Annotated in this window: 34 protein-coding genes; 18 read left to right on the forward strand and 16 right to left on the reverse strand. The window is 57.1% G+C overall.

Annotation, left to right across the window (positions count from 1 at the left end; translation table 11 throughout):
* From C8N36_RS17970 to phnF, 11 genes are all read right to left on the reverse strand, one after another.
* Positions 1–666: PhnE/PtxC family ABC transporter permease (locus C8N36_RS17970; protein ID WP_425451799.1), on the reverse strand; the 666-nt coding region annotated here is incomplete at its 3' end.
* A 110-nt stretch (positions 667–776) separates the two neighbouring features.
* Positions 777–1,697, reverse strand: a complete 921-nt coding sequence (gene phnD, locus C8N36_RS17975) for a phosphate/phosphite/phosphonate ABC transporter substrate-binding protein (RefSeq protein ID WP_097806304.1) — start codon at positions 1,695–1,697, stop codon at positions 777–779.
* Positions 1,698–1,735: 38 nt separating this feature from the next.
* The gene (gene phnC / locus C8N36_RS17980) at positions 1,736–2,539 is read right to left on the reverse strand and encodes a phosphonate ABC transporter ATP-binding protein (RefSeq protein WP_097806263.1); all 804 of its coding nucleotides are present in this window, start codon (positions 2,537–2,539) and stop codon (positions 1,736–1,738) included.
* 79 nt (positions 2,540–2,618) lie between these two features.
* Positions 2,619–3,812 (reverse strand): alpha-D-ribose 1-methylphosphonate 5-triphosphate diphosphatase, encoded by a 1,194-nt coding sequence (locus C8N36_RS17985; RefSeq protein ID WP_097806262.1) that lies wholly within the window; start codon positions 3,810–3,812, stop codon positions 2,619–2,621.
* A complete protein-coding gene (locus C8N36_RS17990; protein ID WP_097806261.1) occupies positions 3,799–4,518 on the reverse strand; it encodes a phosphonate C-P lyase system protein PhnL in 720 nt (239 codons plus the stop codon). Before C8N36_RS17990 ends, C8N36_RS17985 begins: the two co-directional genes overlap by 14 nt.
* A complete protein-coding gene (locus tag C8N36_RS17995; protein ID WP_097806260.1) occupies positions 4,515–5,315 on the reverse strand; it encodes an ATP-binding cassette domain-containing protein in 801 nt (266 codons plus the stop codon). The genes C8N36_RS17990 and C8N36_RS17995 overlap by 4 nt, the downstream gene beginning before the upstream one ends.
* Complete coding sequence (locus C8N36_RS18000; RefSeq protein WP_097806259.1) at positions 5,312–6,223, reverse strand: alpha-D-ribose 1-methylphosphonate 5-phosphate C-P-lyase PhnJ; 912 nt, start codon at positions 6,221–6,223, stop codon at positions 5,312–5,314. The genes C8N36_RS17995 and C8N36_RS18000 overlap by 4 nt, the downstream gene beginning before the upstream one ends.
* On the reverse strand, positions 6,220–7,296 hold the full coding sequence (locus C8N36_RS18005) for a carbon-phosphorus lyase complex subunit PhnI (RefSeq protein ID WP_097806258.1): 1,077 nt from the start codon (positions 7,294–7,296) through the stop codon (positions 6,220–6,222). Before C8N36_RS18005 ends, C8N36_RS18000 begins: the two co-directional genes overlap by 4 nt.
* Entirely contained in the window at positions 7,296–7,832 is a 537-nt protein-coding gene (gene phnH, locus C8N36_RS18010; protein ID WP_097806257.1) for a phosphonate C-P lyase system protein PhnH, read from the reverse strand. The genes C8N36_RS18005 and phnH overlap by 1 nt, the downstream gene beginning before the upstream one ends.
* Complete coding sequence (locus C8N36_RS18015) at positions 7,832–8,275, reverse strand: phosphonate C-P lyase system protein PhnG (RefSeq protein ID WP_097806256.1); 444 nt, start codon at positions 8,273–8,275, stop codon at positions 7,832–7,834. Before C8N36_RS18015 ends, phnH begins: the two co-directional genes overlap by 1 nt.
* Complete coding sequence (phnF, locus tag C8N36_RS18020; RefSeq protein ID WP_097806303.1) at positions 8,272–8,994, reverse strand: phosphonate metabolism transcriptional regulator PhnF; 723 nt, start codon at positions 8,992–8,994, stop codon at positions 8,272–8,274. Before phnF ends, C8N36_RS18015 begins: the two co-directional genes overlap by 4 nt.
* A 280-nt stretch (positions 8,995–9,274) precedes the next feature.
* Here phnF and C8N36_RS18025 point away from each other — a divergent pair, with 280 nt between their 5' ends.
* Both C8N36_RS18025 and C8N36_RS24255 read left to right on the forward strand, forming a co-directional pair.
* Positions 9,275–9,553, forward strand: a complete 279-nt coding sequence (locus tag C8N36_RS18025) for a helix-turn-helix domain-containing protein (RefSeq protein ID WP_097806255.1) — start codon at positions 9,275–9,277, stop codon at positions 9,551–9,553.
* Positions 9,534–9,722 (forward strand): hypothetical protein, encoded by a 189-nt coding sequence (locus C8N36_RS24255; RefSeq protein WP_141468191.1) that lies wholly within the window; start codon positions 9,534–9,536, stop codon positions 9,720–9,722. Before C8N36_RS18025 ends, C8N36_RS24255 begins: the two co-directional genes overlap by 20 nt.
* Positions 9,723–9,725: 3 nt before the next feature.
* Here the strand turns inward: C8N36_RS24255 and C8N36_RS18030 are convergent, their stop codons facing one another.
* The gene (locus C8N36_RS18030) at positions 9,726–10,043 is read right to left on the reverse strand and encodes a hypothetical protein (RefSeq protein ID WP_245910950.1); all 318 of its coding nucleotides are present in this window, start codon (positions 10,041–10,043) and stop codon (positions 9,726–9,728) included.
* A 156-nt stretch (positions 10,044–10,199) separates the two neighbouring features.
* Here C8N36_RS18030 and C8N36_RS18035 point away from each other — a divergent pair, with 156 nt between their 5' ends.
* From C8N36_RS18035 to C8N36_RS24265, 16 genes are all read left to right on the forward strand, one after another.
* Entirely contained in the window at positions 10,200–10,553 is a 354-nt protein-coding gene (locus C8N36_RS18035; RefSeq protein WP_097806254.1) for a hypothetical protein, read from the forward strand.
* 43 nt (positions 10,554–10,596) lie between these two features.
* On the forward strand, positions 10,597–11,217 hold the full coding sequence (locus tag C8N36_RS18040) for a lytic transglycosylase domain-containing protein (protein WP_097806253.1): 621 nt from the start codon (positions 10,597–10,599) through the stop codon (positions 11,215–11,217).
* Positions 11,214–11,507: a TrbC/VirB2 family protein gene (locus tag C8N36_RS18045; RefSeq protein ID WP_072632276.1), complete on the forward strand. Its 294-nt coding sequence runs from the start codon at positions 11,214–11,216 to the stop codon at positions 11,505–11,507. The genes C8N36_RS18040 and C8N36_RS18045 overlap by 4 nt, the downstream gene beginning before the upstream one ends.
* The gene (locus C8N36_RS18050) at positions 11,500–11,778 is read left to right on the forward strand and encodes a VirB3 family type IV secretion system protein (protein ID WP_073145946.1); all 279 of its coding nucleotides are present in this window, start codon (positions 11,500–11,502) and stop codon (positions 11,776–11,778) included. Before C8N36_RS18045 ends, C8N36_RS18050 begins: the two co-directional genes overlap by 8 nt.
* The gene (locus C8N36_RS18055) at positions 11,768–14,143 is read left to right on the forward strand and encodes a VirB4 family type IV secretion/conjugal transfer ATPase (protein WP_097806252.1); all 2,376 of its coding nucleotides are present in this window, start codon (positions 11,768–11,770) and stop codon (positions 14,141–14,143) included. The genes C8N36_RS18050 and C8N36_RS18055 overlap by 11 nt, the downstream gene beginning before the upstream one ends.
* Positions 14,140–14,307 carry a hypothetical protein gene (locus tag C8N36_RS24260; protein WP_170125915.1) on the forward strand — a complete coding sequence of 56 codons (168 nt, stop codon included), beginning with the start codon at positions 14,140–14,142 and terminating at the stop codon, positions 14,305–14,307. The genes C8N36_RS18055 and C8N36_RS24260 overlap by 4 nt, the downstream gene beginning before the upstream one ends.
* A gap of 55 nt (positions 14,308–14,362) precedes the next feature.
* Positions 14,363–15,451: a lytic transglycosylase domain-containing protein gene (locus C8N36_RS18060; protein ID WP_097806301.1), complete on the forward strand. Its 1,089-nt coding sequence runs from the start codon at positions 14,363–14,365 to the stop codon at positions 15,449–15,451.
* Positions 15,451–16,266: a type IV secretion system protein gene (locus C8N36_RS18065; RefSeq protein WP_097806251.1), complete on the forward strand. Its 816-nt coding sequence runs from the start codon at positions 15,451–15,453 to the stop codon at positions 16,264–16,266. The genes C8N36_RS18060 and C8N36_RS18065 overlap by 1 nt, the downstream gene beginning before the upstream one ends.
* A 115-nt stretch (positions 16,267–16,381) precedes the next feature.
* Positions 16,382–17,035: a VirB8 family type IV secretion system protein gene (locus tag C8N36_RS18070; RefSeq protein ID WP_097806250.1), complete on the forward strand. Its 654-nt coding sequence runs from the start codon at positions 16,382–16,384 to the stop codon at positions 17,033–17,035.
* Position 17,036: 1 nt separating this feature from the next.
* On the forward strand, positions 17,037–17,732 hold the full coding sequence (locus C8N36_RS18075) for a TrbG/VirB9 family P-type conjugative transfer protein (RefSeq protein WP_097806249.1): 696 nt from the start codon (positions 17,037–17,039) through the stop codon (positions 17,730–17,732).
* On the forward strand, positions 17,729–19,123 hold the full coding sequence (locus C8N36_RS18080; RefSeq protein ID WP_097806248.1) for a TraB/TrbI/VirB10 family type IV secretion system protein: 1,395 nt from the start codon (positions 17,729–17,731) through the stop codon (positions 19,121–19,123). Before C8N36_RS18075 ends, C8N36_RS18080 begins: the two co-directional genes overlap by 4 nt.
* A gap of 4 nt (positions 19,124–19,127) precedes the next feature.
* Complete coding sequence (locus C8N36_RS18085) at positions 19,128–20,114, forward strand: ATPase, T2SS/T4P/T4SS family (RefSeq protein WP_097806247.1); 987 nt, start codon at positions 19,128–19,130, stop codon at positions 20,112–20,114.
* The gene (locus tag C8N36_RS18090) at positions 20,111–20,314 is read left to right on the forward strand and encodes a hypothetical protein (protein ID WP_097806246.1); all 204 of its coding nucleotides are present in this window, start codon (positions 20,111–20,113) and stop codon (positions 20,312–20,314) included. The genes C8N36_RS18085 and C8N36_RS18090 overlap by 4 nt, the downstream gene beginning before the upstream one ends.
* The gene (locus tag C8N36_RS18095) at positions 20,314–20,724 is read left to right on the forward strand and encodes a hypothetical protein (RefSeq protein ID WP_245910953.1); all 411 of its coding nucleotides are present in this window, start codon (positions 20,314–20,316) and stop codon (positions 20,722–20,724) included. Before C8N36_RS18090 ends, C8N36_RS18095 begins: the two co-directional genes overlap by 1 nt.
* A 12-nt stretch (positions 20,725–20,736) precedes the next feature.
* A complete protein-coding gene (locus C8N36_RS18100; RefSeq protein WP_097806245.1) occupies positions 20,737–21,813 on the forward strand; it encodes a TrbL/VirB6 family protein in 1,077 nt (358 codons plus the stop codon).
* Between the two features lie 2 nt (positions 21,814–21,815).
* On the forward strand, positions 21,816–21,980 hold the full coding sequence (locus C8N36_RS24265; RefSeq protein ID WP_170125916.1) for a hypothetical protein: 165 nt from the start codon (positions 21,816–21,818) through the stop codon (positions 21,978–21,980).
* Positions 21,981–22,477: 497 nt separating this feature from the next.
* Here C8N36_RS24265 and C8N36_RS18105 read toward each other — a convergent pair whose 3' ends face one another.
* Genes C8N36_RS18105 through C8N36_RS24385 form a run of 4 tightly spaced genes read right to left on the reverse strand, consistent with a single transcriptional unit; the run spans position 22,478 to position 26,000 of the window.
* Positions 22,478–23,302 (reverse strand): cyclase family protein, encoded by an 825-nt coding sequence (locus C8N36_RS18105; RefSeq protein WP_097806244.1) that lies wholly within the window; start codon positions 23,300–23,302, stop codon positions 22,478–22,480.
* A gap of 36 nt (positions 23,303–23,338) precedes the next feature.
* Positions 23,339–24,397, reverse strand: a complete 1,059-nt coding sequence (locus C8N36_RS18110; protein WP_097806243.1) for a cupin domain-containing protein — start codon at positions 24,395–24,397, stop codon at positions 23,339–23,341.
* Positions 24,397–25,398: a 4-hydroxythreonine-4-phosphate dehydrogenase PdxA gene (pdxA, locus tag C8N36_RS18115; protein ID WP_097806242.1), complete on the reverse strand. Its 1,002-nt coding sequence runs from the start codon at positions 25,396–25,398 to the stop codon at positions 24,397–24,399. The genes C8N36_RS18110 and pdxA overlap by 1 nt, the downstream gene beginning before the upstream one ends.
* Positions 25,395–26,000 carry a nucleotide-binding domain containing protein gene (locus C8N36_RS24385; RefSeq protein WP_211318254.1) on the reverse strand — a complete coding sequence of 202 codons (606 nt, stop codon included), beginning with the start codon at positions 25,998–26,000 and terminating at the stop codon, positions 25,395–25,397. The genes pdxA and C8N36_RS24385 overlap by 4 nt, the downstream gene beginning before the upstream one ends.
* Between the last annotated feature and the right edge of the window lie 38 nt (positions 26,001–26,038).

The raw sequence follows: 26,038 nt of genomic DNA on the forward strand, positions 1-26,038 counted from the left end.
CCCACCTGCCGCCTTCACCCCTTCCAGCGGGCGCATGTCGATGTTTTCGTTCACCTCAGAGTAAAGTTTCCCCAAAGCACCGGTTGCATGCAACCCAATCGCCAGAACGCCGGCCATGGGCCCTACGGAAAAACAAAAGACGAAGATAAGCGCCCAGACCAGTTCAGGCACTGTACGGGCAATTTCAAGATAGCGGCGCGTGATCCAAAGCACCGATTTGTTAGGCGCTAAATTGCGGGACGCAGGAAATGACAGAACGAACCCGCCAATCACACCTAGTACCGTGGCCATAAAGGCGATCAGGATCGTCTCGAAAAGTAGTTCCAGCCAGATCTTCCAGCGCCAGAACCAGTTGCCAAGGTCCGCGCCAAGGGTATCCCAACGCACAATGGGGATCGTTTGCTCGATGAATTCGCCCAGTCGCGGGATGCCTGCAGAGATGATCCAGCGCCATTCGCGCGATCCGTCCTGCATCGTCACCTGCGTGACCTTGAAAAAATCGCCAATCCAGCTTGTCAGTGCGAAGACGATCAAAAATAAAACGGTGCCGATTGCCCAGCCAATGCGCATGCGGCGGCGGCGGTTTTCAAAATCAACCTCGAATTGCGAGATCGGCGACGCGGCGATGGCGATATCTAATGGGTCTGGATCAGCGGTGGCGGTCATGTCCGTCCCTCGGCTCTATGCTTGGGGGTACCTATGACACAGCCCGTGCCATGGGTATTGGATGAGATAGGCGTCGAGTGGGGCCTTTGCCCCACCCTGCTTTTTCTGGATCAGGAACCGGAACGGCGCTCTTGCTTGATCCATTCGCGCATCTCAACAATCCACTCATAACGCTCTGCGTTGACACGCATAAAACCTGTATCGGGATTAGGGTCTTCGGCGGTCCACGAAGAATAGAGTTTATAGCCCTCGGGGTCTGCCGTAGGGAAGGCTTCGATCGCAGCGGTAACATCTTCGATCAGGGCTTCTGGAAGGTTGCCGCGGAACGTCCAGGGACCAGATGTAATCTCGGGGCTTTCCCAGATTTTGCAGACCAGACCGGCATCGATCATTCCTTTGTCTTCCATACGCTGGAAGACACCGTCCGCATCATTGTTCTGATAGGTTGCGGCTGTATCAAACGTCCCATTCACGACACCTGTCACACCTGCTTCGTGGCTGCCAGAAAACGTGACGGTGCCAAAATGCTCTTCCGGCTTGAAACCTTCAAGATTGACCATATTGAAATAGGGCACGGCGTAGCCCGATGTGCTGTCAGGGTCGGCAAAGGCATGAACCTTGCCCGCTGCATCCTCGAGGTTTTCAATACCGCTATCGCAGCGCGTCACAACGATAGAATAATAGCCTGTGCTGCCGTCCATTTTTTCAGATGTTAGCGTTGGTACGACGCCTCCATTCGTGGCGGTATAGGCCGCCGCATAGGACGAAGAGCCGAGCCGCGCGATTTCAATCTGGTCAGCGGCAAGTGCCTGGATCACACCATCGTAGTTGCCTGCTGTGAAGATCTCGACTTCGACACCAAGCGTCTCGGCCAGATAAGCGCGCAATGGGTCATTGCGCATAATACGGTCCTGCTCGTTCTCGCCGGACAGGATGCCGAATTTCAGAACTTGATAGTCATCCTGCCAACCCTCGGCGAGGGCAGAAGACGCGACCAGCAAGGCCAGAGCAGTTGTGGTAAAGAGTTTCATGGAGGTCTCCATTGGTTGAGTTGTTAAATGAATATTGCTCAAGCCGCGACGACAGCGCGCGCTTGGGTGGAGGTGACAGCCTCGTTGAATTCAGCGAGGCCTTTGAGCCCGTAAATTTCGCGCACAACATCGTCGGTCAGTTGTCGCGCGCTTCCATCAAAGAAGACGCGGCCGTCACGCATCGCGACAATGCGGTCACAATAAGCGCGAGCGGTATCGAGTGTATGGAGATTGACCATAACGGTTAGCCCGTCTTCGGTGTTGATCTGCTTCAACCCGTCCATCACAAGCGTGGCGTTGGCCGGATCAAGCGATGCGATAGGTTCATCCGCCAGCATAATTTTCGGCTGTTGCACCAAAGCCTTTGCAATGGCTACGCGCTGCTGCTGGCCACCCGAGAGCGTCCCCGAACGTTGCAAAGCCTGCGGGACCAGACCAAGCCGGTCGAGAGCTTGAATAGCCATCGCGCGCTCTTCATCGGTAAACCGCATCGCCATAGAGGATAGAAAGCCGTGTTCGGCCAAGCGCCCGATCAGCACATTTGTCAGAACATCCAATCTGTCCACCAGATTGAATTGCTGAAAGATCATCGCACAATCGCGCCGCCAAGCACGCAAAGCCTTGCCCTTCAGGGACGTCACTTCGGACCCCTGAAATGAAATCGACCCCGCAGTGGGGTCGACCAAACGATTGATCAATCGCAACAACGTGGACTTACCGGCGCCTGACCTTCCGATCACGCCAACAAACTGCCCCGGCTCAATTGACAGTGTCACATTATCAACCGCCGTGGTGTCTCCAAATGTCCGCGTTACACCAGACAGGATCAGATTCTCAGTCATATAGGCCCCCTAAAAAACGGATGATTCTATTCATCCGAATGAATATAAGGACAGCCTATCGACGCTTTATGGCAATTAGTTAAACGTTCTGTAAATTCTCTTTGACAATTTCGACGGGCCCCTTTGATGGCAGATCAAGGGTGCCGTTGGCGTAGATTTTTTTCCCCTGGCGCAGCGTCAAAGCCACGTGGCCATCGGGATCAATGAGTACCAAATCCGCACGTTTTCCGACCGTGATGTCTCCCCGATCTGTTAAACCAAGCGCCTTTGCAGGGTTGGCCGTCGCGAGCCTTGCGGCACCCGCCAAACCGTTCGGATCTTGTTCTGCCAACGCCATAATGGCCGGTAGAATCGACGCAGGGTGATAGTCCGCCGCCAGAATCGACAGCAACCCCGCCGCATGCGCATCACGCGCAGACAAGTTGCCAGAATAGCTTTGGCCGCGCATTGCGTTCGGAGCACCCATAGCAATCATCAGACCGCGCGCGGCTGCCGCCTCGGCAGCCTCAATTGTCACAGGAAATTCGCTGATCACGGCGCCGATATCCGCCATCAGATTTGCTTTCGCGACCGTATCGTCGTCGTGGCTTGCCATTGCAACGCCATGGCTCTGGCACAGGCGCGAAACGCGTTCGAGGTTATCGAGAACCTGATCCGCCGGAACAGAGGCGGCGATCCTTTCTTCGATCTGCACGCGCGCCTCCTCCATAGACACACCTTGACCATGGCTTCGGTAGGCGATGAGCTTTTCAAGGTCACGGTACTGGCCCTGCCCTGGCGTGTGGTCCATCACCGACACAAGATCGACAGCGCCAGAGCTGAGCAGCCCGTCGAGCGCCGCAATGGCATCAGTATAGGTCACATCGAACCGGGCATGAATCCGATGATCAACGCGCAGCCTTTCGATATTGTCTTTGAGCGCGCGAATGATCTGAGACGTATGCTCAAAAGAGCGTCGTTCGTTGTCTTTGGCTGTACGCGAAAAGGACACACCCGCATAGGCTGTTGTTACACCAGATGCCGCGAGGCGAGCATCCAAGTGCCCGATTGCAACCTCCATTGGGAAATCGACACGCGGGCGGGGCTCCAGCTCTAACTCGATCATATCACCGTGCATGTCGATGAACCCAGGGAATAACCGATGTCTAGGTGTGCGCACACTGTCCTTAACCGGCCGCTCTGAAATCTCGGCGATCAGGCCATCTTGAACGCGCACCGCGCCGTTCTGGATAAGTCGGTCTGGCAGGACGATGGAAATATCAGACAACCACATCTTCACGCTCCTCTTGGGATTGGGTCTCTGGGGTCAAATCAATCTCTCGGTTGATCAACTGGGCCACGTCGCCCGGGTGGTGAAACACACCAATCATCGCGGTACCCTTGGCCTTCAACTCCGCCAGACGATCGATCAGCGCCGCGCGGGCAGAGGCATCTAGCGAGGCGGTCGGTTCATCCAGCAACAAAAGCCGCTGCGGCAGGATCAGCGCCCTTGCAAGGTTCACCTTCTGCTGCTCGCCACCGGAGAAAGTCGTGGGATAGGCCGCCCAAAGCGCACGTTTAACACCGAAGGCATCAAGCCAGTGCCGCGCTTCTTCCAACGCCTCGCCCGCCGCAACGCCAGACAGGCGCAAAGGTTCGGCCACCAAAGCCTCAGCGCTAACGCGCGGTCGCGCGGTCAGGAATTGGGTGACAAAACCGACTTCGGTCTTGCGAAGAAAGCTGACATCTACATCTGCCGCTCGCGCCAGATCGATCACACCATGAGACGAGTGAAACAGAATTTCGCCACTGCCGGGCAAGTATGATCGGTAGAGCGTGCGCAGCAGCGTTGATTTGCCAGCCCCGTTGCGCCCTTTCAACAGAAGGAACTCGCCTGCATGAAGCTGGAACGAGATGCCGGCGAAGGCAGCCATCTTTGTGCCCAAATGGTGCATGGTGAACCCTTTGTCGAGGTCGCGAATATCCAGAACAAGTGTCATAGTTTTGCATGTACCAATTGTTGCGTATAACTGTGTTGTGGGTCCTGAAAGACCTGATCGACCAGCCCCTGTTCGACCACTTGACCATGGCGCATCACCATAACCCGATCAGACAGCGTCTGGATGACACCAAGGTCATGACTGACGATAACCATGGTAATCTGTCGCTCTTGCTGGAGCCGTTTAAGTGTGTCGAGGACCAAGGCCTGCACGCTCACATCAAGGCCTGTCGTCGGCTCGTCCAGCAGCAAAAGCGCAGGTTCCAGCGCGATAGCTTTGGCCAATTGCACGCGCTGTTGCATGCCCCCCGACAGCTCGCTCGGCGGGGCGTCCATGCGTTCCAGCGGAAATTCCGACGCATCCAGCGCATCGCGGGCTTTGTCGCGCAGCACATCAAAACTGCGCTCGCCCGCGACAAGCAAGCGTTCCGCCACGTTGCCCGAAGACGAGTGGTTCATCAGCAGACCAAGATGCGGGTTCTGATAGACGATCCCGATCTGCGTGGCGCAGAGCATCCGGCGCGCGTAGCGGTCCAGATCAAAAAGGTTCCCCTGAACATCCGGCAAGTCGAGCGAATAGCTGCCCGCGTCCGGAACCTCCTCAAGATTGAGGCAGCGCAAGAACGTTGACTTGCCTGAGCCACTTTCACCAACGATGCCAAGCACCTCACCGGGATAGACTACCGCCGACACGTCACGAAGTGCACGCACGTCGCCGTAGGATTTGCACACATTGCGCGCCGTCAAAAGTGGCTTTGTGTCGACAAATTGGGGGGCATTCAATGTCACCACCGTCATACCATCTCTCCGCTTTTGTACCAGGTTTCACCGACTTGTGCAGCCTCGCCATCGCGGCAGCGGATGGTTTTGACACCCAATTCGCTATCAGATACCTCATAGGTAGACGTCCCGTCACCCTGCGGGATCTCATTCATAAAGAACCCGCGCGCACCAGACCGTGAACAGGTCAGTGCTGCGTGCTCCTCAACGCGGTAAGGGACATCGTCAAACACAAGCGGTTCAACCCGCGTATAGGGGGGCACCGCGTGCAGGCGTTTTTCACGTCCAGCAGACAAGATCGTCAGGTGCGCAGCCATATCCATCTTGGGCACGTCCCAGCGCGGTATAGGTGACGGTGTCATGACAAAGCGACCATTGACGAGGCTAGGATAGCTGGCCCCCTGCATGACGCGGCCCGACCGCACGATTTGTTCGTACAGCTGCAACCACATACGCCCGTAATCTGCGTCTGCATGCATTTGCCGCGCAATAGACATGTTAGGTTGCACCGGGCGAAGTGGTTCGGGATTGGGCACCTGCAGCACAAGGATTTGATCCTCGCGCAGTTTTTCCTCAGGAATGCGGTGACGCGATTGGATCAGGTCAGCCTCAAGCGTATTCATTGTCGTTGGCGCACCTGACACCCGCGCCAGAAACTTGCGTATCGAGGCGGCATTGACGCTGTCATCTGCGCCCTGATCGATCACTTTCACCTGCATCCCAGGATTGATCAGCGTGCAGGAGACCTGCAATCCCCCGGTGCCCCAACCGCGCGCCATCGGCACTTCGCGGCTAGCGTAGGGTATCTGGCACCCGGGCACGGCAATAGCCTTGAGCATCTTGCGCCGGATTTCACGCTTGGCCGAAGCGTCAAGGAAACCGTAAGACATCGGCTCCCACGTCTTGGTAAGGGATTTGAGGCTCATTCTGCGGGCTCCATCTGTGGCTTGACGTCGGTTTTTGAAACTGCGCGTTTGGCCTTGGCATCGCGCATCGCGTCTAGGCTGGATTGAAACGTCACGTAATGCGGCAACTTGAAGTGAATGCAAAAGCCGGAACTTTCCACGCCTTCGGTATGGTACAGAAAGAATTCCTCTTCGGTGGGCGATCCCTTGGGGGCGCCGTGGGCATTCAAATCCAGCGTCGCAGCGGCGATCACCTTGACCTCGTTCCATCCCAGCGTTGCGGCAAACCCTAGCCCCAGTTCTGTATCCTTCTTGGACACGACCTCGGCTTGGCTGACCTTGACCCGACCTGCGCTGAAGACCGTCCCGCACGGATGGCGCACACGGATGTCCGCCTCTGCCAAACGCAGTTCATTCACCGTCGGATGCGCCTGCCCGTAGCCGCGTTGCGCGGCATAGCCAAGCGCCAGAACGCCGCCTGTTTCAGCGCGGGCAAGGCTTTGCAGCGTATGGGCGCGTTTGGCGGGGAACAAAAGCGGCTCGCGGGTGACGTCGGGAATATCATTGCCAATGGCGGTGTCGGTCGTTGGCGCAGTCAGCAGGTTGTTTTCTGCCTGCCATGCCGCCACAGAAGGCTGCTGCGCCGGTGAAGGCGTCGACGCGGGATCCACCGGAACCGGCTGGAACGTGGCCCCTGTCAAAACGTCGGTGGCAAGGATGCGGTGCGCGTAATCAAGCGTCGGCCCCAAGACCTGCCCGCCAGGAATATCTTTGAACGCTGCCGAGATACGACGATGCGTGAACAGACTTTCTTGTGTAACGGGCTCCGCCACTGTCAGACGCGGCTGGGTCGTACGCCACGCCCGCAACAGCAGCACCGCCTCATAAAGCTCTCCGCCAGTTTGGGCCAGCGCAAGGGCGGCAAGATCCTCGTCATACAGCGAGGATTCGCCCATGACACGGTCCACAAGATAGGGCATCGCCGTGCGGATTTCGGTCACTCGGTTTGGCGTGATCTCGCCCATTTCCGCGCGAAACAACCGTTCGGATTGCTCGATCGCGCGTTCACCGCCGCGGGTTGCAACATATGCCATTACAGCACCTCCACATGACAAGATCGCGGCAAACCCAGCACCTGCGCACCGTCGATCAAAAACACTTCAAACCCCATGGGGTAGCGCATCAGGCGCGCCCGATTTTGCCAAAACCCATCAGGAAGCCCCGCGACCTGCACATCGACAGGTCCGTTGCAGCCCGGACCAGAGAGACGCAGATGCACGCCCTGCCCCAGCACCGCATTGCAAACCAGCGTCGCCCCTATTTCGGGGTAAAGATCAGAGCCGAGGTTGATTTGCTCAAGCGTGTCCGCATCGGGCAGGCTGTCGAAAAAGAGATGGTCGGCATGGTCTGACGCCACAAGCGCCGCTCCGGTCCGTGCAACACTCGAAGCCAGTGCGGGGTCGGCACAGTGGGCCTTGCATTCCCGATCCAGCAACGCCTCGATCACACCAGCCTGACCTGTTTCAGGCATGTGTCGGATCAGACCTGGCCGCGACAGCGCCCACATTAGCGCGTCATAGGTAGCGTTTGTGCGGGTCTCGAAATCCGACGGGACGGGATGGGTTGTCATTAGAAGGTCTCCATGTTCACGCGGGTGGCTTCGACGCGACACAAAGTGTCGTGATCTGCAGTGGCCTGCGCGTCCGCCTCTGCCGCAAGAAAGGCCAGACACTCGGCTGTCGAAACCCCAAGCGCCACAGCGACATCAATCACGGCCATCGCCATGACTGCCTCCAGATCGCGACCTCGGCGCATGCCGTATCCGTCTTGAGTGCCTGCCGTTATGCGGGCCTCGCTCATTAAGATTTCACCCAGATGGAAATGCGTCCCTTGGGCTGTGTCACGCATGGGCAACATCACGAGACCCGTGCGATTTTCCAAAACCTCGATCTGAGGCAGATCGGCGATCAGCGGCTCGGCAAAGGCCTTTAGCCGCTCTGCATCGGCCCTCGCCAGTGTCGACAGGACCGCGTCATGGCCCCATTCTGGCAGCACGTCCTGCGCAATCGTCATATGTTGTTCTCCGTGTTAGAAATATCGAAAGTGACGCGCGCTGCGGACCAAATCACCTCGGTGTATGCGATAGGTCTACCACTCATGTCGGCATCAATGGACTGGACAACGATCACCGGCATATCCGGATGCTGTGATAACAGCTGCGCTTCATCCGCGCGGCCCGGGCGCGCGTGCATCTGTGTGCTAGCGCGTTTATAATCCGGCACGCCATAAGACGCATAGACCGCGCTCACCGAGCCCATAGCCTCTCGCCGTTCCGGGAAGTCCGCGAAGCGATTCGCGTCATGAAACAGGGTTCCGAAAGACACTGGCACGCCATCCGCAAAAGACCGTCTTCGCGTTGCGATGACCGGTGCGCCGAGACTGATGGCCAATGCGCCTGCAATCCTGTTCGACGCTTGCAGATGCTCAGCAGACAGCATTTCGCTTGCCACATCGACCCCCTGCGCGTTCATGTTGCTCCGCATCCGAGTCCGGGCGCCGATCGCATAAGTCAGTCTTGGGCGAGATTGCACAAAGGTCCCACGCCCTTGCTCGACGCTCAGCAGTCCTTCTTTGCCCAACTCGGTCACTGCACGCCGGACGGAATGGCGCCCTGCTCCGTAACGCTGGGCCAATACCGGTTCAGTTGGTAGTCTTGATCCGGGTTCCAGCATGCCGCTTTCGATATCCTGTTTAATGGTTGCGCTAATGTCGCGCCAACGGTTTTTGATCATGGTTAAATTCATCCGAATGATTTTATGATTACATTGGGAATGTTACATCTATATGTCAGCTGCAAGGGAATTTTGCATTTGCTGGCGGGTGCAAACGAACGACTGACTATGGGCTGGTCTATTGATCGTGCGGGGCTCAATTGTCCCATTGCAGCCATCGTGCATTATGTGATTCCTGATTTGTCTCTTCAGAAATCGTAGGCGAATAATTTTCACGTAGCGGTCGAATGCAACATTTATCACGTGGAGAAACTTGTGAGATCATGGCTCTTTTCACTCCATGAAGATACTCTGCCGAATTGCCCACAATATCAAAGATATACGCCACTATCACGGACTGAGCCAAGAGGGTTTGGCTGCGAACGCTGGAGTGAGCCGTGCCCATATGGGCAGACTAGAGAACGGCGCGAATGCTGCGACGCTCAACACGATTGCGTCCATCTCGTGTGCGCTGGACGTTGACCCCTTAATTCTATTTCTACCGCGTTGGATCCCGCAGGAGGGGTTGATCTCCTTTGTGGCGACTAAAGGAGGCTACATTGACCTCACTCGAAGCTGATCTTTTTGAAGCCACACCGATTTACCGACTGGACTGCAAGACAAGCGGTGTAATTGTTGGCATTGAGTATCGTTGGAATACTGGGATGGTCGGGGTTCTCTGGCGGGACGGTACTCATGAAAATGCTGTTCGAGTGCCGATCACCAGCCACAACCAAGAACCCGGCTAACCCTTATTCACCCATATTCTCATTCATGAAAGCCCCATATTGATGGCTTACCTCACGCGCTTCCTCAAATGTCCGCGCCCGCTCTGCATCCAGACACCGAAAATACACCTGCACGTCGCGAATATAGTCCTCGAAATCCTGTTGGATCAGATCAGCATATTCGACAGCCGCAACAGGGTCGCTCGGTACAAAAGGCCGCTCTGGCGCGAGACAGTTGGCACTGCTGGCTGAACTCCCAAGCACAGCACTCAATAGTATAACCTGCGGGACCAAATGCAGTAGCTTCATCTTTTGCCAAGAATCCTTTATACGACGCGGCATGGCAAAGCCCTCGGACCGATCAGGCCGACGGAAAATACCACATCAGAATCGCAATAATATATCTTGCGTTTCATTAATATACTTTCGTATGTTCGTGATGTCCATGGTGGGCAGTGCGATCCTACGTCTCGAGAATAGCGAAGTGTGATCGCAGTTATGAACTGGGAAGTAGAAGCACCGAATGTGGTCACTGAGGCTAGATTCCGCGAGCTCGTGGACAACGGCTATAGCGCCGAAATCTTGTGCCAGGACTCTGCGCACAAAAAAGGTCCGAGCTATTACGGCGTCTGGATTATGCGTGCCGTTTCTGACGACGGTGTGGAAAAGCTATTGGTCACGGCTCGGACCCGCACAACTCACAACGATATCAAAATCCGCGAATTCAAAACCATCACGGGTGTTGTGTCTTTCCTTGTTGGTATCGGCTTCTCGCATGCCGATGTCCCGCTCGAAGAAGGGCAGCGGACCACGCATAAGCTCAATGCACCCGTTAAAGGCGGCAGCGACTAGCCTTCTCTTCATTTGGCTGCTTGCACCACCTGCTTCAGCCCAAATGGTTCTGGTCATGGAGAGCGACGGCTCGCTGACTGCGACGCAATCCCAAAACAGCTTTGCTCGGAACTACAATGACGGCGTCGGCCAAGGCTCATCAACCGATGCGCTCGCGATATTTGACGCACCTGATGCTGCCGCCGCAACAGAAGAAATCCGCATCGCCGCCATTGCGCCGCGTGCTCCCCTGCCCCGTGCGGACGTTCTTTCGGCGATTGAGGCCACAGCGCTACGCTATGGCAGCCATTCCGGTTTGCGCCGCGCGGGACTTTCGGTTTCTGACTGGATCACCCTCTTCCGCGCCAACATCGAAATCGAAAGCGCCTATCGTCAGAGCGCGGTTTCCAGTGCGGGCGCCATTGGCCTCGGACAGCTGATGCCCGCAACGGCGCGGGACCTTGGCGTTGATCCGCGCGATCCCCTGCAAAACCTCGATGGATCTGCCCGCTATCTTGCATTGATGCTTGAGCTCTTTGGCGATCCACGGCTCGCCTTGGCAGCCTACAACGCCGGCCCCGACGCTGTGCGCCGATATGGCGGCATCCCCCCTTACCGAGAAACTCAAAATCATGTGGCCCGCGTCATGGCGGTAGTCGCTCGACTGGAAGGAACAAACCCATGAGACACTTTACATCCCTATTCGCGGCATCATTGGCGCTGTTCTTACTGATCGCAGACCCTGCACTTGCGCAAAGCATCGACCTCTCCCCAATTCAAAGTCTGCTACAGGGCATCGTAGATGCTCTGACCGGCCCACTTGGCGTCGTGATCGCCACGCTGGCCGTCTTAGGGGTGTTCCTCAGCTGGTTCTTCAACATCATCGATCTGCGCCAAGCACTCTGGGTACTCGTCGGCATCGCCGGTGTTGCGGCTGCCCCCACAATCGTCGCCGCAGTCTTTGCTGGTGGCTGAGCGCTCACCACTCTTCCTCGGCCTTGTGCGCCCGCCGAAGCTCCTGGGCCTGCCCATCATGTATGCGATGGTCTGGCTCTTTGGCTCGGTGCTGCTGTTCGTATGGGTCCAGCACATCGTGATCCTTGGGGTTGCGATCGTGCTCTATCCCGTCCTTTGGAAAGCGGCCGATTGGGATCCCCGCTTCATCGACGTGATGATGACAGCGCTGCAGGAAACACCACCCACCCGAAACCGGCAAGTTCATGGTGGGGACAGTTATGCCCCGTGATGAAACTAACGACGAAGCCCTCGATTCCCGCACCTTGACGCCGGACTGGTACGCGCGCGAGACGCGCCTCGCGCATATGCTGCCCTATGTCAGTTTGGTCGATGACCAAACGGTGCGCACGCGTGTGAACGAATTATTCCAATGCATCCGGTTGGATGGGGTCAACAGTTACACAACCGATGATGCCTACCTCGACAAGGTCACGTCCCTCTTTGCCCGTATCGTTGCGCAGCTCGGTCCAGAGTTCAGCCACTATGTACACAAGGTATCGAAGGCGATTGCGCCGGAGCTTGAACCCGTGCGCATCGAGAGTTTTGCAGACGAAGTGGATCGCCAGTGGCGCGAGAAGCTGGCAACCAGCGGGCTGCGCGACAAAACACTGACTCTCACGGTCATGCACCGTCCGCCGTCCAAGAGTTTTCTTCCGTTTCTCAATCGCAGCGCACCTGAGCGCTTCAAAGAAGAAACGCAAAAACGCCTTCGCCGGCTGAATGAGGCCGTGAATGTCTTTGCCTCGGGGCTGGCCGATCTCAAACCGCGCGTGCTGTCGGCGAAGTCTGGCGAGCTGGTTGGGTTCCTCGGGGCGCTCAATACCGGTCAGGAACTGCCGCTCTTTCCGGCGAGCACCTACGGTTTCCTGTCGTTCAACGTGGCCAACACCCGCGTGACGTTTTTAGAGGATCACTTTGAGCTTTCAGAAGGCGTCGTAGGCCACCGCTTTGGCAAAAGTTTCACCATTGGCGAATATTCTGAGGCCACGTCTTGCACGATGTTCGACATGCTCAATCTGCCAGTCGACATGATCGTCACCCATTCGTTCACGCCAATCAATTCCAACCTCATGGCCGGACGGATCAAGCGCCAGAAACGGCAGATGCAGGCGTCACAGGATGCTGCTCTCTCGCTCATGGAAGCCCTCGATATCGCCGCCGATGATCTTGAAGCCAAACGTCAGAGTTTTGGTGAACACCACATGGTCGTGACCATTTTCTGCGACACGCTTGATGAGCTGCAGACGCTGAGCGCCGAGATCGTCAATGCCGCAGCAGCCGAAGGTGTGAAGATGATCGGCGAGCGCATAGCTGCCAAGGCCCACTACCTAAGCCAACATCCCGGCAACCAACCCAAGCGCGTACGCGCTAGTGCCATCACCAACCGCAACTTTGCGGATTTTGCAGCGTTCCACCGCACACAACTCGGCAAAGAGGCAAGTGACGTGTCTTGGGGCAAGGTGATCACCATGCTGCCGACGCCGGAGCAAAGCGCTTATCGGTTCTCATATCACGAGCAGGGAAGTCCTGATAAAGAGCCGACCAGCGGCCATACCCTGATCATGGGACGGCCCGGATCGGGCAAATCCGTCCTTTCCGCATTCCTCATGACCCAAGCCCGTCGAGCAGGCGCGCGGATCTTCGTCTTTGATTACCGCCTTGGTATGGAGATGGCGGTCCGCGCTAATGGGGGCAGCTATGCTGCGTTGAAGGCTGGACAAGCCACCGGCCTCAACCCGCTTTGGACCGAGGTGGACGATCGCGGCACGGCTTGGCTGTCGGACTGGCTGGCCACCCTGCTCTACCGCGCGGACAAGCCGCTGACGCCTGTCCAAGCGAACCGCATCCAAGAGGTCGTGCGCCAGAACGCAAACGCTACGGATCCAGCTTTGCGTAATTGGAAAGACTTTGCCTCGCTCTTCGTCTCCACCGATGATGGCGGTGACTTGCACCAGCGATTGCTCGAGTGGACCGAAGATGGGCGCTATGGCTGGATATTTGGCCAGTCCTTGGAAGACACGTTTTCTCTCGAAGGCGATGTGGTTGGGTTTGATCTTACCGGCATTCTGGATTCCGAGTCTGAGAAGGAACGCATGGCCGTCCTCAGCTATCTGTTCCGCCGCGTTGAGCGTGAGATCGAAGATCGCCGCCCAACAATTATCGTCATCGATGAAGCCTGGAAAGCGCTCGATAACGCCTATTTCGCGGAACGCCTGTCCAATTGGCTGGTGACAGCCCGCAAACAAAACACCGTCGCGGTGATGATGACGCAATACGCCAGCCAATTGGAGCGCACGCGCACCGGCAAGACCATTGTTGAGGCGGTGCCGACGCAAATCCTTTTGCCTAACATCCGCGCTCATGCATCCGACTACGCGATGCTGAACCTCTTCGAGAAGGAGCTCGACGTATTGCTAAACACGGGCAGCAATTCGCGGCTTGCGCTTATCCGCGACGATCAAGGCTCGATCGTTGTTGATGCCGATCTCAGCGCACTCGGCCACAACCTCACTATTCTCGGTGGCATGGAGAAGGGAGAAGCGCTTGTAGGTGCAGATTACCGCAACCGACCTGATTTCTGGAGACTTTCATGACACGTACTCTCGTAGCTTTGGCCGTTCTCGGCTTCCTCGCCTCCTGCGCACAATATCAAGAACCCCAAGCCAATTGCTTCACGTTCCTTGCGGCAGTTGCACCGGTTGATCCCAATTGCAACTTCACGCCTCTTGGCACTTTGGAGGGTGACATTGCTGTCTAAGCTCGCTCATATCCTCTGCGTGTCTTTGCTGCCCGGTCTCGCCTTCGCTCAAGGTGTGCCAACGGTCGATAACGGTCTGACCGCACGCGACATCGTAGAAACCGGTGATCGTGAAGTCGATCTTGCGACCCAAGCCGACAAGCTATCCGTGCGCGAACTCATTGCCGAGATCGAGCGCGAACAATTGGAAACGCTGGCGCGCATTCTCGATGCCCAATCAAGCTTTGGAGGCCAAGGTCTGCCCGCAATGGTGTCCGGTTTGGAATCTGGCAGTGGTGATGCTGCCCGGTCGGTGGAGGCCGTCTACGGCTCAGGCGAGGTTGATCCCAATCCCGCAGGGACGCAGATGTTTGGCGATGCTGCCCAGAATATCGAACACCTCATTATCCGCGTTGCGCAAGAGACCAGCGGCTTTGCAGGCGTAGCGCGCGCCGGGTTATCACCAGTCCAATGGCGCGCCCTATTGCAAGCTCTGATCTGGCAGGAAAGCCGTTTTACGATTGGTGCGCGCTCTCCCGTTGGCGCGTTTGGCCTGACCCAAATCATGCCGGGCACCGCCAGCGATCTTGGCATCAATCCTGCCTACTATGACAGTCCCTATTTGCAGGTACATGGCGGCGCGCGGTACTTGGCCACGCAACTCAACACCTTTGACGGCAACATCATCAACGCGCTTGCCGCCTACAATGCAGGGCCGGGTCGCGTGTTCGAATACAGCGGCGTGCCCCCGTTCCGCGAAACCCAGCACTACGTCACTGTCATCCCCGAACGCTACAATCTCTATCTCAGCCGCATCGGCGGTATCGAAGCCCTGGGCACGATCGATCCAGCGCTACTGGCCAATGCCAATCTCTCGATCACGGGGCACGACGCTGCTTTCTACGGAAACAATTCCCCTGCTGCGATCCGGCAAGCCGCCCTTCGTATTCGCAATATTGTCGAGCGGATTTCCGAGACAGAGGATGTGCAAGAAAGCGTCGCGCTCAACACCTACGCGCGCGCGGAACTCGTGCGTTTGGTCGCAGCCCGCGTTCGATTGCAGGCTGCAAGAACGCGCGTCTTGAGTGCGGAAGAACTGGCCCAAGCTTCTGCGCGTATGGCCGAAAGCGACTTTATGGACTTCACAATCGAGGAGATAGACTGATGCATCGATCCAAATGGTTCTTGAGGACTGCTTTGGTTGGTACGCTTGCTATGGGACTCCATGCGGCTTCTCCTCCCTCAGCAATCGCCCAAGGTGTCCCCGTCGTCGACACCCAGAACATCGCCCAGAACATCCAGCAGCTCCGGCAGATGATCGAAGACGAGATCCTGCAAAACGAGCAGCTGGTGCAGTTGCGCGAACAGCTCGCCACACTCACGGATCAACTTGCGGAACTGCAACGCACCTACGAGGCGCTGACCCGTCTTGCCGAACTGCCAGAAATAATCCGCACGCAGATGGAGGATGAGCTCAACGGCCTTTTGGACCAAGAGTTCGGCGATATCATCGCGACCATCGAGGCCATCAAGAACGGGGACTTTTCTGGACTGTCCGGGTCGGGCGCAGGCGAGATCGAGACCCAGATGGACCGCGTTCTGGCTGACCTTGGTTTTGACGAAGATACGCTTTCGGAAATGGCTAGCAGCGGGAACGCGAGCGCCAACCGGATTGCGACCCAAGCCACAACTGGCGCGCTGGTCTCGGCAGCAGCGCAAAACAGCTACGGCGATGCAGGCCAATCACTTGAGCGCGTCGATCGACTGGTCGGTCTTATTGGCGACATGGATGAGTTGAAGGAAAGCGTGGATCTCAACACGCGCGTGACGGCAGAACTTGCGATTGCGCTTGTTGCCATGTGGCAGCTTGAAGCCATTCAAACCGTCGGTGATGGCACCGGTGGTGTGATCGATGCCGCAACCATCGCCGAAGAGCAGCGGTTCATGGATTTCACCTTGCCTAATCTCAGTGCTGATTAAGGTGTTTCGAAATTGACCCACAAAATCAAATATCGGTTTTCGCGTTTGAGCGAAGCGAGAGGCAGCGAAGAACCGATTCAGCTTCTTTCGAAACGCCGAGACCGGGGTGTGATGCGTGGCGAGTGAACAAGAGATTATTGAAGAAGAACTGGTCTACGGCGCGCTGCGTCGAGAACGGCTCTGGCAACGTCTTGGCTTGATTGGCCTCATCTTTGGCATTCTTGGGTGTCTGAGTGCTGCCGCAGTCGCAATCCTCGATGTCGATCCGCCACCTGTAGTGGTGCCTTATGATCCATCGACTGGCTTTGCCTTGCCGGAGGCTTCTGTTGGGGCAACGACCGTCACAGAAAACCAAGCTATTATCGAGGCGGAAGTCTTCCGCTATATCAGTGACCGCGAGGTCTATAACCAACTCGACAATGATGTGCGGGTCCGCAGCGTTTTGCGGCGATCCGACGGCGCGGCCGAAGCGTCACTCCGCCAAATCTGGAATAGTGCCAATGCGGACTACCCGCCTACGCTTTATGGCACGAGCGGCCGCTTGGATGTCGAAGTCCTGAGTATCAATCGGATCGGCATCAACCGCGCCACGGTTCGCCTGCGCAAGCGCCTGAATTCTATCAATGGCGTTCAAACCGGGCTCTTCACCGCCACTCTACTCTTTGAGTTCCGCCCTGAGGCCAGCCGCTCCATTGATCAGGTTTGGTCCAACCCCTTTGGCTTCACCGTGTTGGAATATTCCATCCGCTCCGACAGATTGGAGAACTGACTTGCATCGAATAATTCATATCGCACTCTTATTGACGATACTGCCTGCTTTGGCATTTGCAGAGGCTATTCCGCAACGTGGGCCCAATGACAGCCGGGTGCGCGTTGCCACTTACCAAGAGGCTCAAGTCTATCGCCTTAGCGTCTCCCTCACCCACGTGACAACGGTGGAGTTCGGTGAAGGCGAGAGCATCCGTTCCATCATCGCAGGCGACACCGAGGGTTTTGAGATCGACGGCGTTCCTGGCGGGCAGGCCTTTGCGATCAAACCCGTCGCGCGCGCGGTTCATACCAATGTCACGGTCTATACCAATCGCCGTAGCTACTATTTCAACGTCCAAGAGACACAAAGCCCCACCTTCTATGTCGTGCAGTTCCGCTATCCTGATGATGAAGCGAGGCCAACTCGCGCAATTGCCCAACAAGCCCCCAACTATAACTATGGGGCCAGCACGCAAGCCGAGTTCACCCCGACGCGCGTTTGGGATGACGGGACATTCACGTATTTCGCATTTGCACGAAATGCGCCTGTGCCAGCCATCTTCCGATACTCCAGCGGCCGCGAGCGTACGGTAAACACGCAGGCCATTGAGGACGGTGTGATCCGCGTCTCAGGCGTGAACACGCAGTGGGTGTTGCGGCTCGGTGATGAAGTGGTTTGCATTCAGGCGACCCCTCCAGCTGGGGCGTCATCATGAGTGATACAGGGGACGCAGAGCTCGAGAAACGCCTTGCCGCATTAGAAAAGGGCGGAAATCGCGGGAGTTCACCTAAAGCTAGACGGTCGCCCCTACTGGCCTTCATCGTCGTCGCACTCGTTGGTGCAGGTGGCGCCGTTCTCTACATGATCTCCGGACCAGATGAAGAAACGGCTCTGCCAACTGCAACGCCTGATGTGTTTCAAAATGAGGGTGACGGCTTTGGTGCGATCGAAGCCATACCTCCGCCCCCTGCCCCGGAAACCCAAATTGTCGTAGCCCCGGCTGCGCCAAATGAGCCCAACGCAGAACTCCTCGCGCAACTGGCTGCTCTTCAGGCCCAGATCGAGGAATTGCGCAACGCGCCGGAACCCGTCGTCGAAGAAGATACGGCGGCTGCGGACGCCATTGATGGGCTAACAGCTCAGATCGCGGCCTTGCAAACTGCATCGCAGGCAGCCCAACAGCTGTTTCAGGACGAACTGGCGGCACGTGATCGCGAGTTGGAACAAATCCGTATGGACTTGGAGTTGGCCCAACTTGAAGCCAATCGGCCAATGCCTGCGCCGGTTCCTATCGGACCGTCCGAGGAAGACCTCCTTGCGCGAGAGGCAGAACGGTTGCGCCGCGAGGAGGAAGCACGCCGCATGGCTGATCTTGAACGCCGGGCCGCAGAGGAGCGTGCGTTTCAGGAGCGCCGGGTTACCTCCCCTACAATTGCATTTGGCGGAACATCAGGGGCGAATGAAACCCCGCTTGCAGAGCGCACATTCGGCGAAGTGACGGATTTTGTCCTGAACGGCGCGTTGCCGACCTCCGTCACCCAAGCCGAAGTCATCGCCAACCCTTCCAACACCATCATTCAAGGCACGATGATACAGGCTGTCATGGAAACCGCACTCGACAGCTCCCTGCCCGGTCAAACCCGTGCCGTTGTCTCCGAAGATGTGTTCAGCTTTGACGGATCGCGCCTTCTTATCCCACGCGGGTCGCGGCTGATCGGGCGCTATCGCTCGGGGCTAGATATTGCACAGCAGCGCGTCACCATCGCTTGGGACCGGATTATCCTACCTGACAATCAAACCATTCAGATCAGTTCCTTTGGTGGTGACGAACTTGGCCGTTCCGGCGTCACTGGTTTTGTAGATACTCGCTTTGCGGAACGCTTTGGCTCTGCAGCTCTGATTTCGCTCATCTCGGCGGCCCCGAGTGCGGCGGCAGCCTCTGTAGAAGACGAAGCCACAGCAGGTGTTCTTGAGGATGTTGGCGATGATCTGGCCGATGCAACCGACAGCGTGATCAGCGACTATCTTTCCATCGGCCCCGTTATCTACGTCGACCAAGGTGCCCGCGTCACCGTCATGGTTGACCGAGATTTGGAGATCTTTTGATCCTATGTCGCTCAGCTATCTTCAAACCTCGCTTGATAAGCTCGACGCCGCGTCCCGCGACGATGTCATCGAGATTTGTATCAATCCGGACGGCACCTGCTGGGGTGAATTCCAAGGCGATCACTTCATGCGTTTGCTGGATCAGCGGCTGTCAGAGACTGCCGTTAAAGATCTGGGCAATCAGATTGCCTCCAGCGCAAACACCACCATGAGCAAGGACAGGCCCATTGTGTCGGTCTCGATTGCCTACAAAAACCGCCCGATCCGCGCGCAGGTCATCACGCCACCTGCTGTCATGTCGGCCATGTCGATCAGCATGCGGTTCTTCTCAAGCCTTTCCCTCGAAAAAATTGAGCTGTCGTTTCTGTTCGGCAAAGAGCGCAAGCTCGAAGAGGTGCGGCAGGAGAAAACCCAAGAATTGCGCGCAGTCGTGGCATCCGGCGTGATCGACGATGCGCTGGCCTTTTGCGTTGAGAATAGACTCAACATGATCGTCTCGGGTGGTACGTCGACAGGCAAAACCGTGGCAGCCCGCAAAATCTTATCTCATGTCGGCGCGCAAGAGCGGATCATCACGATCGAGGAGGCTGCCGAGCTTATGCCCGCGCAACCAAACGTGGTGACGCTGATCGCCAACCGCGATGCTGAATACCAAACCGCCGACGTGCTTCTCACCGCGACGCTGCGCATGCGGCCAGACCGGATCATTCTTGGCGAGGTACGCGGTAAAGAGGCCATGACCTTCTTGGAAGCCATCAACACGGGTCACGGCGGATCAATGACCACGCTCCATGCCGAAACCCCGCAACTGGCGGTGCAGAGATTAGCGATCGCCGCCCTCAAAACAGAAATCCCGATGACCTATGCGGACATGGTTCGATACATCGAGAATTCCATCGACGTGATTATCCAAACCGGGCGTCACAACGGCGCGCGCGGCATCACCGAATTCTACCTCCCCGGCATGGAACAGATTGGAGCATCAGCGTGAAAACCTATGAATATGAAATTCTGTCGTTCTCGATGGATCGCAAAAACAGCCTGATCGAGATGCAAGCCGCGTTGAATGCGAAGGGCCAGGTCGGGTGGGAGGTGGTCTCAATCAGCTCGTCCGAATTTGCCAATATCGGGCACACGGCATTCCTGAAACGTGAAACCTCCGAAAGCACAGATGTTGGAGGCAAAGGGTGATGAATCGTGTTGTCCGTCTCACTTGGCTCACGATCGTTTTCGGACTGATCGCACCGCCTGTGGTAGCCGAACGCAATCTGATCCCCAGCCTCGAGAGCAGTCCGGATGTTTGTCCGGAACGCCCAAAAGAGCCCGATTGGATGGAAAACATCGCGCTGCGAGACGCCTACCAGCGTGTCTTGGTCCAAGACATCTATCGGGCACAGAACATGGAGCGGGTCGTTGAGACGGGATCCTGCGACTGCGCCACGCGCTTCCCGACCTGGGACACAGCCGAAGGCACCTTCCGAGAAAACCACGCCGATGCGGACCGTTCAGAAATGCTGCAAGCCTCAGACACCTACAACCGCCGCGCAAATAAACTTCGACCACAAGCCCAATCGATCTGCGAAGCCGCAGGCAATTGGTAGGGAACTCCTGAAATGAGCGTTGTCACCTACTTCGTTGAAACTTCCCAAGGCTATCTCGACACCGCCGCCGAGACACAGTTCGGATCTGTTGCCGCGACAGTGGGTACGCTTCTCGTTTTTGGAACAACAGTCGTCGTGATCTTCGTCTTCCTGAATATGATTTATCAGTACAAAGCGATGGACGGACGAACTGCGTTCTGGTTGGCGGTTAAGATCGGGCTCATCGGGATATTTGCAACCAACTGGGTGCAGTTCAACGCACTATCATCCGCGATCCTCGCAGGGATCGACAGTATTGCAGGCGCGCTTGTCGCATCTGTGGGCGGCGGCGTTCCTGGCCCGTCCGGCACCTTCGCGGAGGAATTTGACCGGCTGATTGCGGAACTGGGCGAGTATCTCAACGCTGCAGGGTCAGAACTTAATTGGATGGCAGGCGCGATGCTCGATATTGTTGGCGTGCTCATGCTGTCAATTCTGGGCGGCTTGGCGGCGTTTATCTTAGTCGCGTCGCGTCTGATGATCGCCCTGCTCATTGGCATCGCGCCGGTGATGATTTTTCTGACGCTGTTTGATGTGACGAAGGACTACTTTGCGCGTTGGTTGTCGGCACTGATTTCCTTCGCGATCTATCCGATTGTTGTGGCTGGTGTGTTCGCGACCATCACTGGCGTGTCTTCTGCGCTGATCGGAGAGCTTGGCGATCCTGAGGGGGCGACCAACATTGGGGCCCTGATCCCGTTCTTTATGATGGTGTTGATGGCCAAGGGGTTCATCGTCGCAACGCCGTTCATTGTACGGGCGATTTCCGGAAACATCATGATGCCAGCCTTGACTGGTGGATTGGGCGGAAGTTACAGCTTTGCTCGCGCGGCGATGGGCAATCAGCAAGCCTACAATCGGTATCTGGTTGGGGGTGCCAGTGGGGCTGAATACGCCGCACTCAGAGCGCGGCAGATGTTTGGTGCGCAGCAAATGCCGCAAAGGCCGGGGATGGCCAATGTGACACCCACAGGGGGCAATCCATCGACGGGGACTGGATCGCAAATGCTGGCTCAGTTGGCGAGGCTTGGCAGATTGGGGAGAAGATGAGCATGTCCGACCCAGACGCAGAAATTGCAATCAAGGAGCAGGCCGACCTATGGGCCATGTCGCATGGGTTTTCTGATGCGGACGAAATGAAACGGTGGGGCGAGCAAATGGAACGTGAGCGCCTTGCAAAATTTGATTCAAAAGAGGTGACCGAGAATGAACAATAATAGAGTGGCAGATCGCCTTGGTGGCTTTATCATCGGCTTCCAACAGTGGCATTGCCCATATGGATTGCGGGTTGGTCGCAGTGGCTGGGCGTAATTACGACGGCCCTGTTTTTGGTTTTAGCCGTGTCTTACGTTTGCGGCGTTACGCCGAAATGGTTTCAACGTGGCAATGCGAAGTAAGCGCAGCCAGACAACACCTTCCGATGACGCGTTTAACTCAATGTGTTGCTTACATGGGGTTCATTTTTAACACGTTGACCTTTTCATGTCATATGAACAGGTAATCTTTGACTGATTGGCAAGCAGCTGCCGCACCTTTCAACAAATCGCGCGATGGGGTCTGCTACGGAAGGCGGCAGGACCATACATTAGTGAAACCAGCCGTTCGTGCATGATGCAGCGAAAGAGGAAAACGAGCCCAGAGTCACCAATGCTGCACAACGCATGAATGGCCGCTATTCACAATTGCGCTTATGCTGGATGAAGCGGTGAGACTACTACAGGAGAGCCATCACACGGCCTGGCCCACCCGTTCCACCGGCAAAGCGCGGTGCGCCCGCGATCAGCGTTGCGCCCAAAGCGGGCAGTGCCTCTAATCCCCTGAGGCATTCAACACCCCAGCGGCCTGAGGGCAGCCAGGCATAGTGGACCGGGGAGTCCGTCGAAGGCCCGTGGTCGAGCGAGAGTGTATCGACGCCGATCCCGTTGACTTGTCGTTCTCGCATCAGGAAATCTGCAGTTTCGACATGGAAGCCGGGGAAGTGCAGAACGCCATCGCCGTCCGCCCCTCGAAAGTCATCGGCTGAAACCTTATCGGCCCAACCGGACAGCATGGCAACGCAGGCCCCTACGGGGATTTCACCATGTTCAGCTTCGAACGCAGCGATGTCATCGGGGGTCAGACGGTAGTCAGCATCCTCTGAGGCAGCTTGCCGCACATCGATGATCGCCAGCGGGCAGACCAAATTCTCCACCGCGATTTCATCGACGGTCGCACCATCTTCTGAGAAGTGGATCGGCGCGTCAAAGTGCGTCCCGACATGTTCGGGATATGTGAGCGTTTTCAGGTTCACCCGGTTTTCGTCCCAAGTAAACGTATCCTCCGCCGTAAAGGCTGGGGTTCCGAAGTAGGTCGGAAAATCGGGCGTCAGTCGGTGTGTGAGGTCCACGACGCGTCCAAAGCTGATCTGTTCTCCGGTCTGGGCCATTGCCGTTCGCGGTTTGAGGGCGATCCCGCTGGCCATTGCAGCGGCTCCTCCTGCCATCATCGCGCGGCGGCTGACGGATGCCGCCACACCATTGGTAATACATACATTGCACATGATTTTTCTCCCTGTTTTGTGCTTTCGTTCAGTTGTTCAGACGGTCGCCAGCTCTTCCACTCGCCGGTCATCGACAGCGGTGCCGGTGTTCACGGTCGTAGCTGGTTCCAGCAGGATGACCTCGCAGATTTCAGTGAGCGCGACAGGACAATGCTCGACCCCATGCGGGACGACGATGAACTCGCCAGCTTCGACCACCTCTTCGCGGTCTCGGAAGCGCATGAGCAAGCGCCCCTTGTGAACGAGGAACAGCTCGTCTTCATGCTCGTGGAAATGCCACGTGAAAGACCCGGCGAACTTCGCCAGCTTGATCTGCATGTCGTTCACCTGACCGGCGACACGCGGCGACCAGGTCTCGGAGAACGCGTCAAACGCCGCGTCGAGGCCCTTTTTGCCGAAAGGTGACAGGTGCCCGTTAAGATCGGCCACGTCCCGCAGAATGGCCGTAAGCTGAGCTTCGACCCCCTTTTCATCAGTAGGATACTCCTCGTTCAGCGCAGCTGTTCCAATGGTGAACCCTGCGGCCCCAGCGCCGTGGACGACAGCAATACGGGTCTCGTCGGCGATGGAGCCTGCTACGATAACGGGCTTGCCCGCAGCCTTGCAAACAGCTTCCATGAGTTTTGGCACATCCTGATCTGGCGAGCGGTAGGCAAGGAGATCGAGACCATGCACGCCATCTCGGGAGGCAAGATCGGCTGCACTTGCCGCGATCTCCTCAATGGTGCCCTCCAGCACGCTCGGATGCCCGGTGATCTTTCCGGGAAACGGGTAGTATTTCAGCCCACTGCCCGCGAGAACCGGAACAACATCATCAACGCGCGTGCCGCCGAGCAGAATATCGACGCCGATCTCGACTGCCGCTTGGGCCGATGCAACTTCACTGTCCCGGTCGAGAGAGACCACTTCGAGGTAGGACGTAGCCCCCTTGGCCTGAATTGCCGCGTTCAGGGCTTTCAGGTCTTCGACGGGTAAGCCGACATCCTTGAAGCCGATGTGACGTACACCCAAAGACAACGCCGTTTCCAGATGCGTCATGGCATCGGTGACAGTCTTGTCATTGCGTGTGAGCATGAAAATGAAACGCAGACCCATCAGGCGGCCTCCTCTGTTTTGTTGCGTGTTGCGGCAAGTTTGCGCGCATAGTCGATAGCGACGGACAGGCTGGTCGCATCTGCGATGTTCTGACCCGCAATGTCGAAGGCGGTGCCGTGGTCGGGCGACGTGCGCACGAACGGCAGGCCGAGGGTGATGTTCACACCTTTTTCGACGCCAAGATACTTCACCGGGATTAGACCCTGATCGTGATACTGCGCGACTACCACGTCGAAGCGGCCTTTGCGGGCCTGCATGTAAACGGTATCCCCCGGCCAAGGTCCGGATGCGTCGATACCTTCCGCGCGGGCCGCTTTGATCGCGGGCGTAATGATCTCGATTTCTTCTCTGCCAAAGAGTCCGCCCTCGCCAGCATGGGGGTTCAGACCAGCGACCGCGACGCGCGGGTTTTCGATGCCGAGCGCGCGGCACCCTTCATGCGCCAGCCGCATGGCCGACATCTGGGCGGCGTAGTCGCCCCGGTCGATGGCGTCGCGTAACGAACAGTGGATCGTGACCAGAACAGTTCGAACTTCGTCATTGGCGAGCATCATCGCTACGCGCTCCGCGCCGCCGAACTCGGCCAACATCTCGGTATGACCCGGGTACGGAAGACCGGCAGCCGCCAATGCCTCTTTATTGATGGGAGCCGTGATCAGTCCCGAAGCCTTTCCCGCCTTCGCCAGTTCGATCCCCTTGCGGATAGCGGCGAACGCGGCGCGTCCACTTTCGGCACTCACTTCGCCAAGCGGGAAAGGGCCATCACCATCTGTCTCCAATACCTCAACAAGATCAGGCGCACCGGATGCGTCTTCAATCTTGCTTAGGACGGATACTGTTTTTCCGGGTGCAGATTGTTCAGCGGCTGCGCGGATCACATCGGCACGGCCAAGAACGACGCAGTGACCTGCGTTCTTCTCCGACAGCGCTTTGACGACGATTTCCGGGCCGATGCCTGATGGATCACCCATCGAGATCACGAGAGGGGGCGTGCTGTTCACAGAGTGAATTCCTTTGTCTGTTTCGATAGCCGTTGAACGGCTCGTTTGAGGGTTGCGTCATCACCAAAGCCGCCCGCTTTCATGCCGAGCAGAACAACCCGCCCGCCAATCTCGGCCGATCCGACGGGGAAGCCAGGTTCAATCTCGCCAAGAAGGTTGAACGTGCAGGTTCCGGTGCGATCCAGAATGGCTTCCATCGTGTCGCCACCAGTCGCGATCACCGCGCCGAACCCGCCGGTCGCGAGCTGTTCGGCTGCATCGTCGACCAGCCGCTCAAGGACTACCTTCGGATCAGTGTGGCGACCCGAGGGTGCAACAAGAAGCTTGGCTGCGTTGCTTTCAATAGCGGCAGCTTGTCGGTGGCTGACTTGGTTCGCACTGCCCACCACGACGAGGACAGCTCCTTTAACTGCAAGCGACTGTCTACTGACAGATCTTCCCGTGCGGAACCTTTCGGCGAGAGCGCGTGCCAAACCCGGAGAGCCGACCCAGAGCACATCTTCAGGGCGCTCTATCTCTGCCACTTGTCGTTCGAGATCGCCCTGCATTTCTGCGTCGAGAATGACCGCATCTGTCGCCTCATCGGGTAGAAGCTCTTGCAACTTTGAAACTCGCGCAGGATGGACCGGGTCTTTTCCGT

This window comes from Pelagimonas varians (genome assembly GCF_003208435.1).
In the GTDB taxonomy this organism is placed as follows: domain Bacteria; phylum Pseudomonadota; class Alphaproteobacteria; order Rhodobacterales; family Rhodobacteraceae; genus Pelagimonas; species Pelagimonas varians.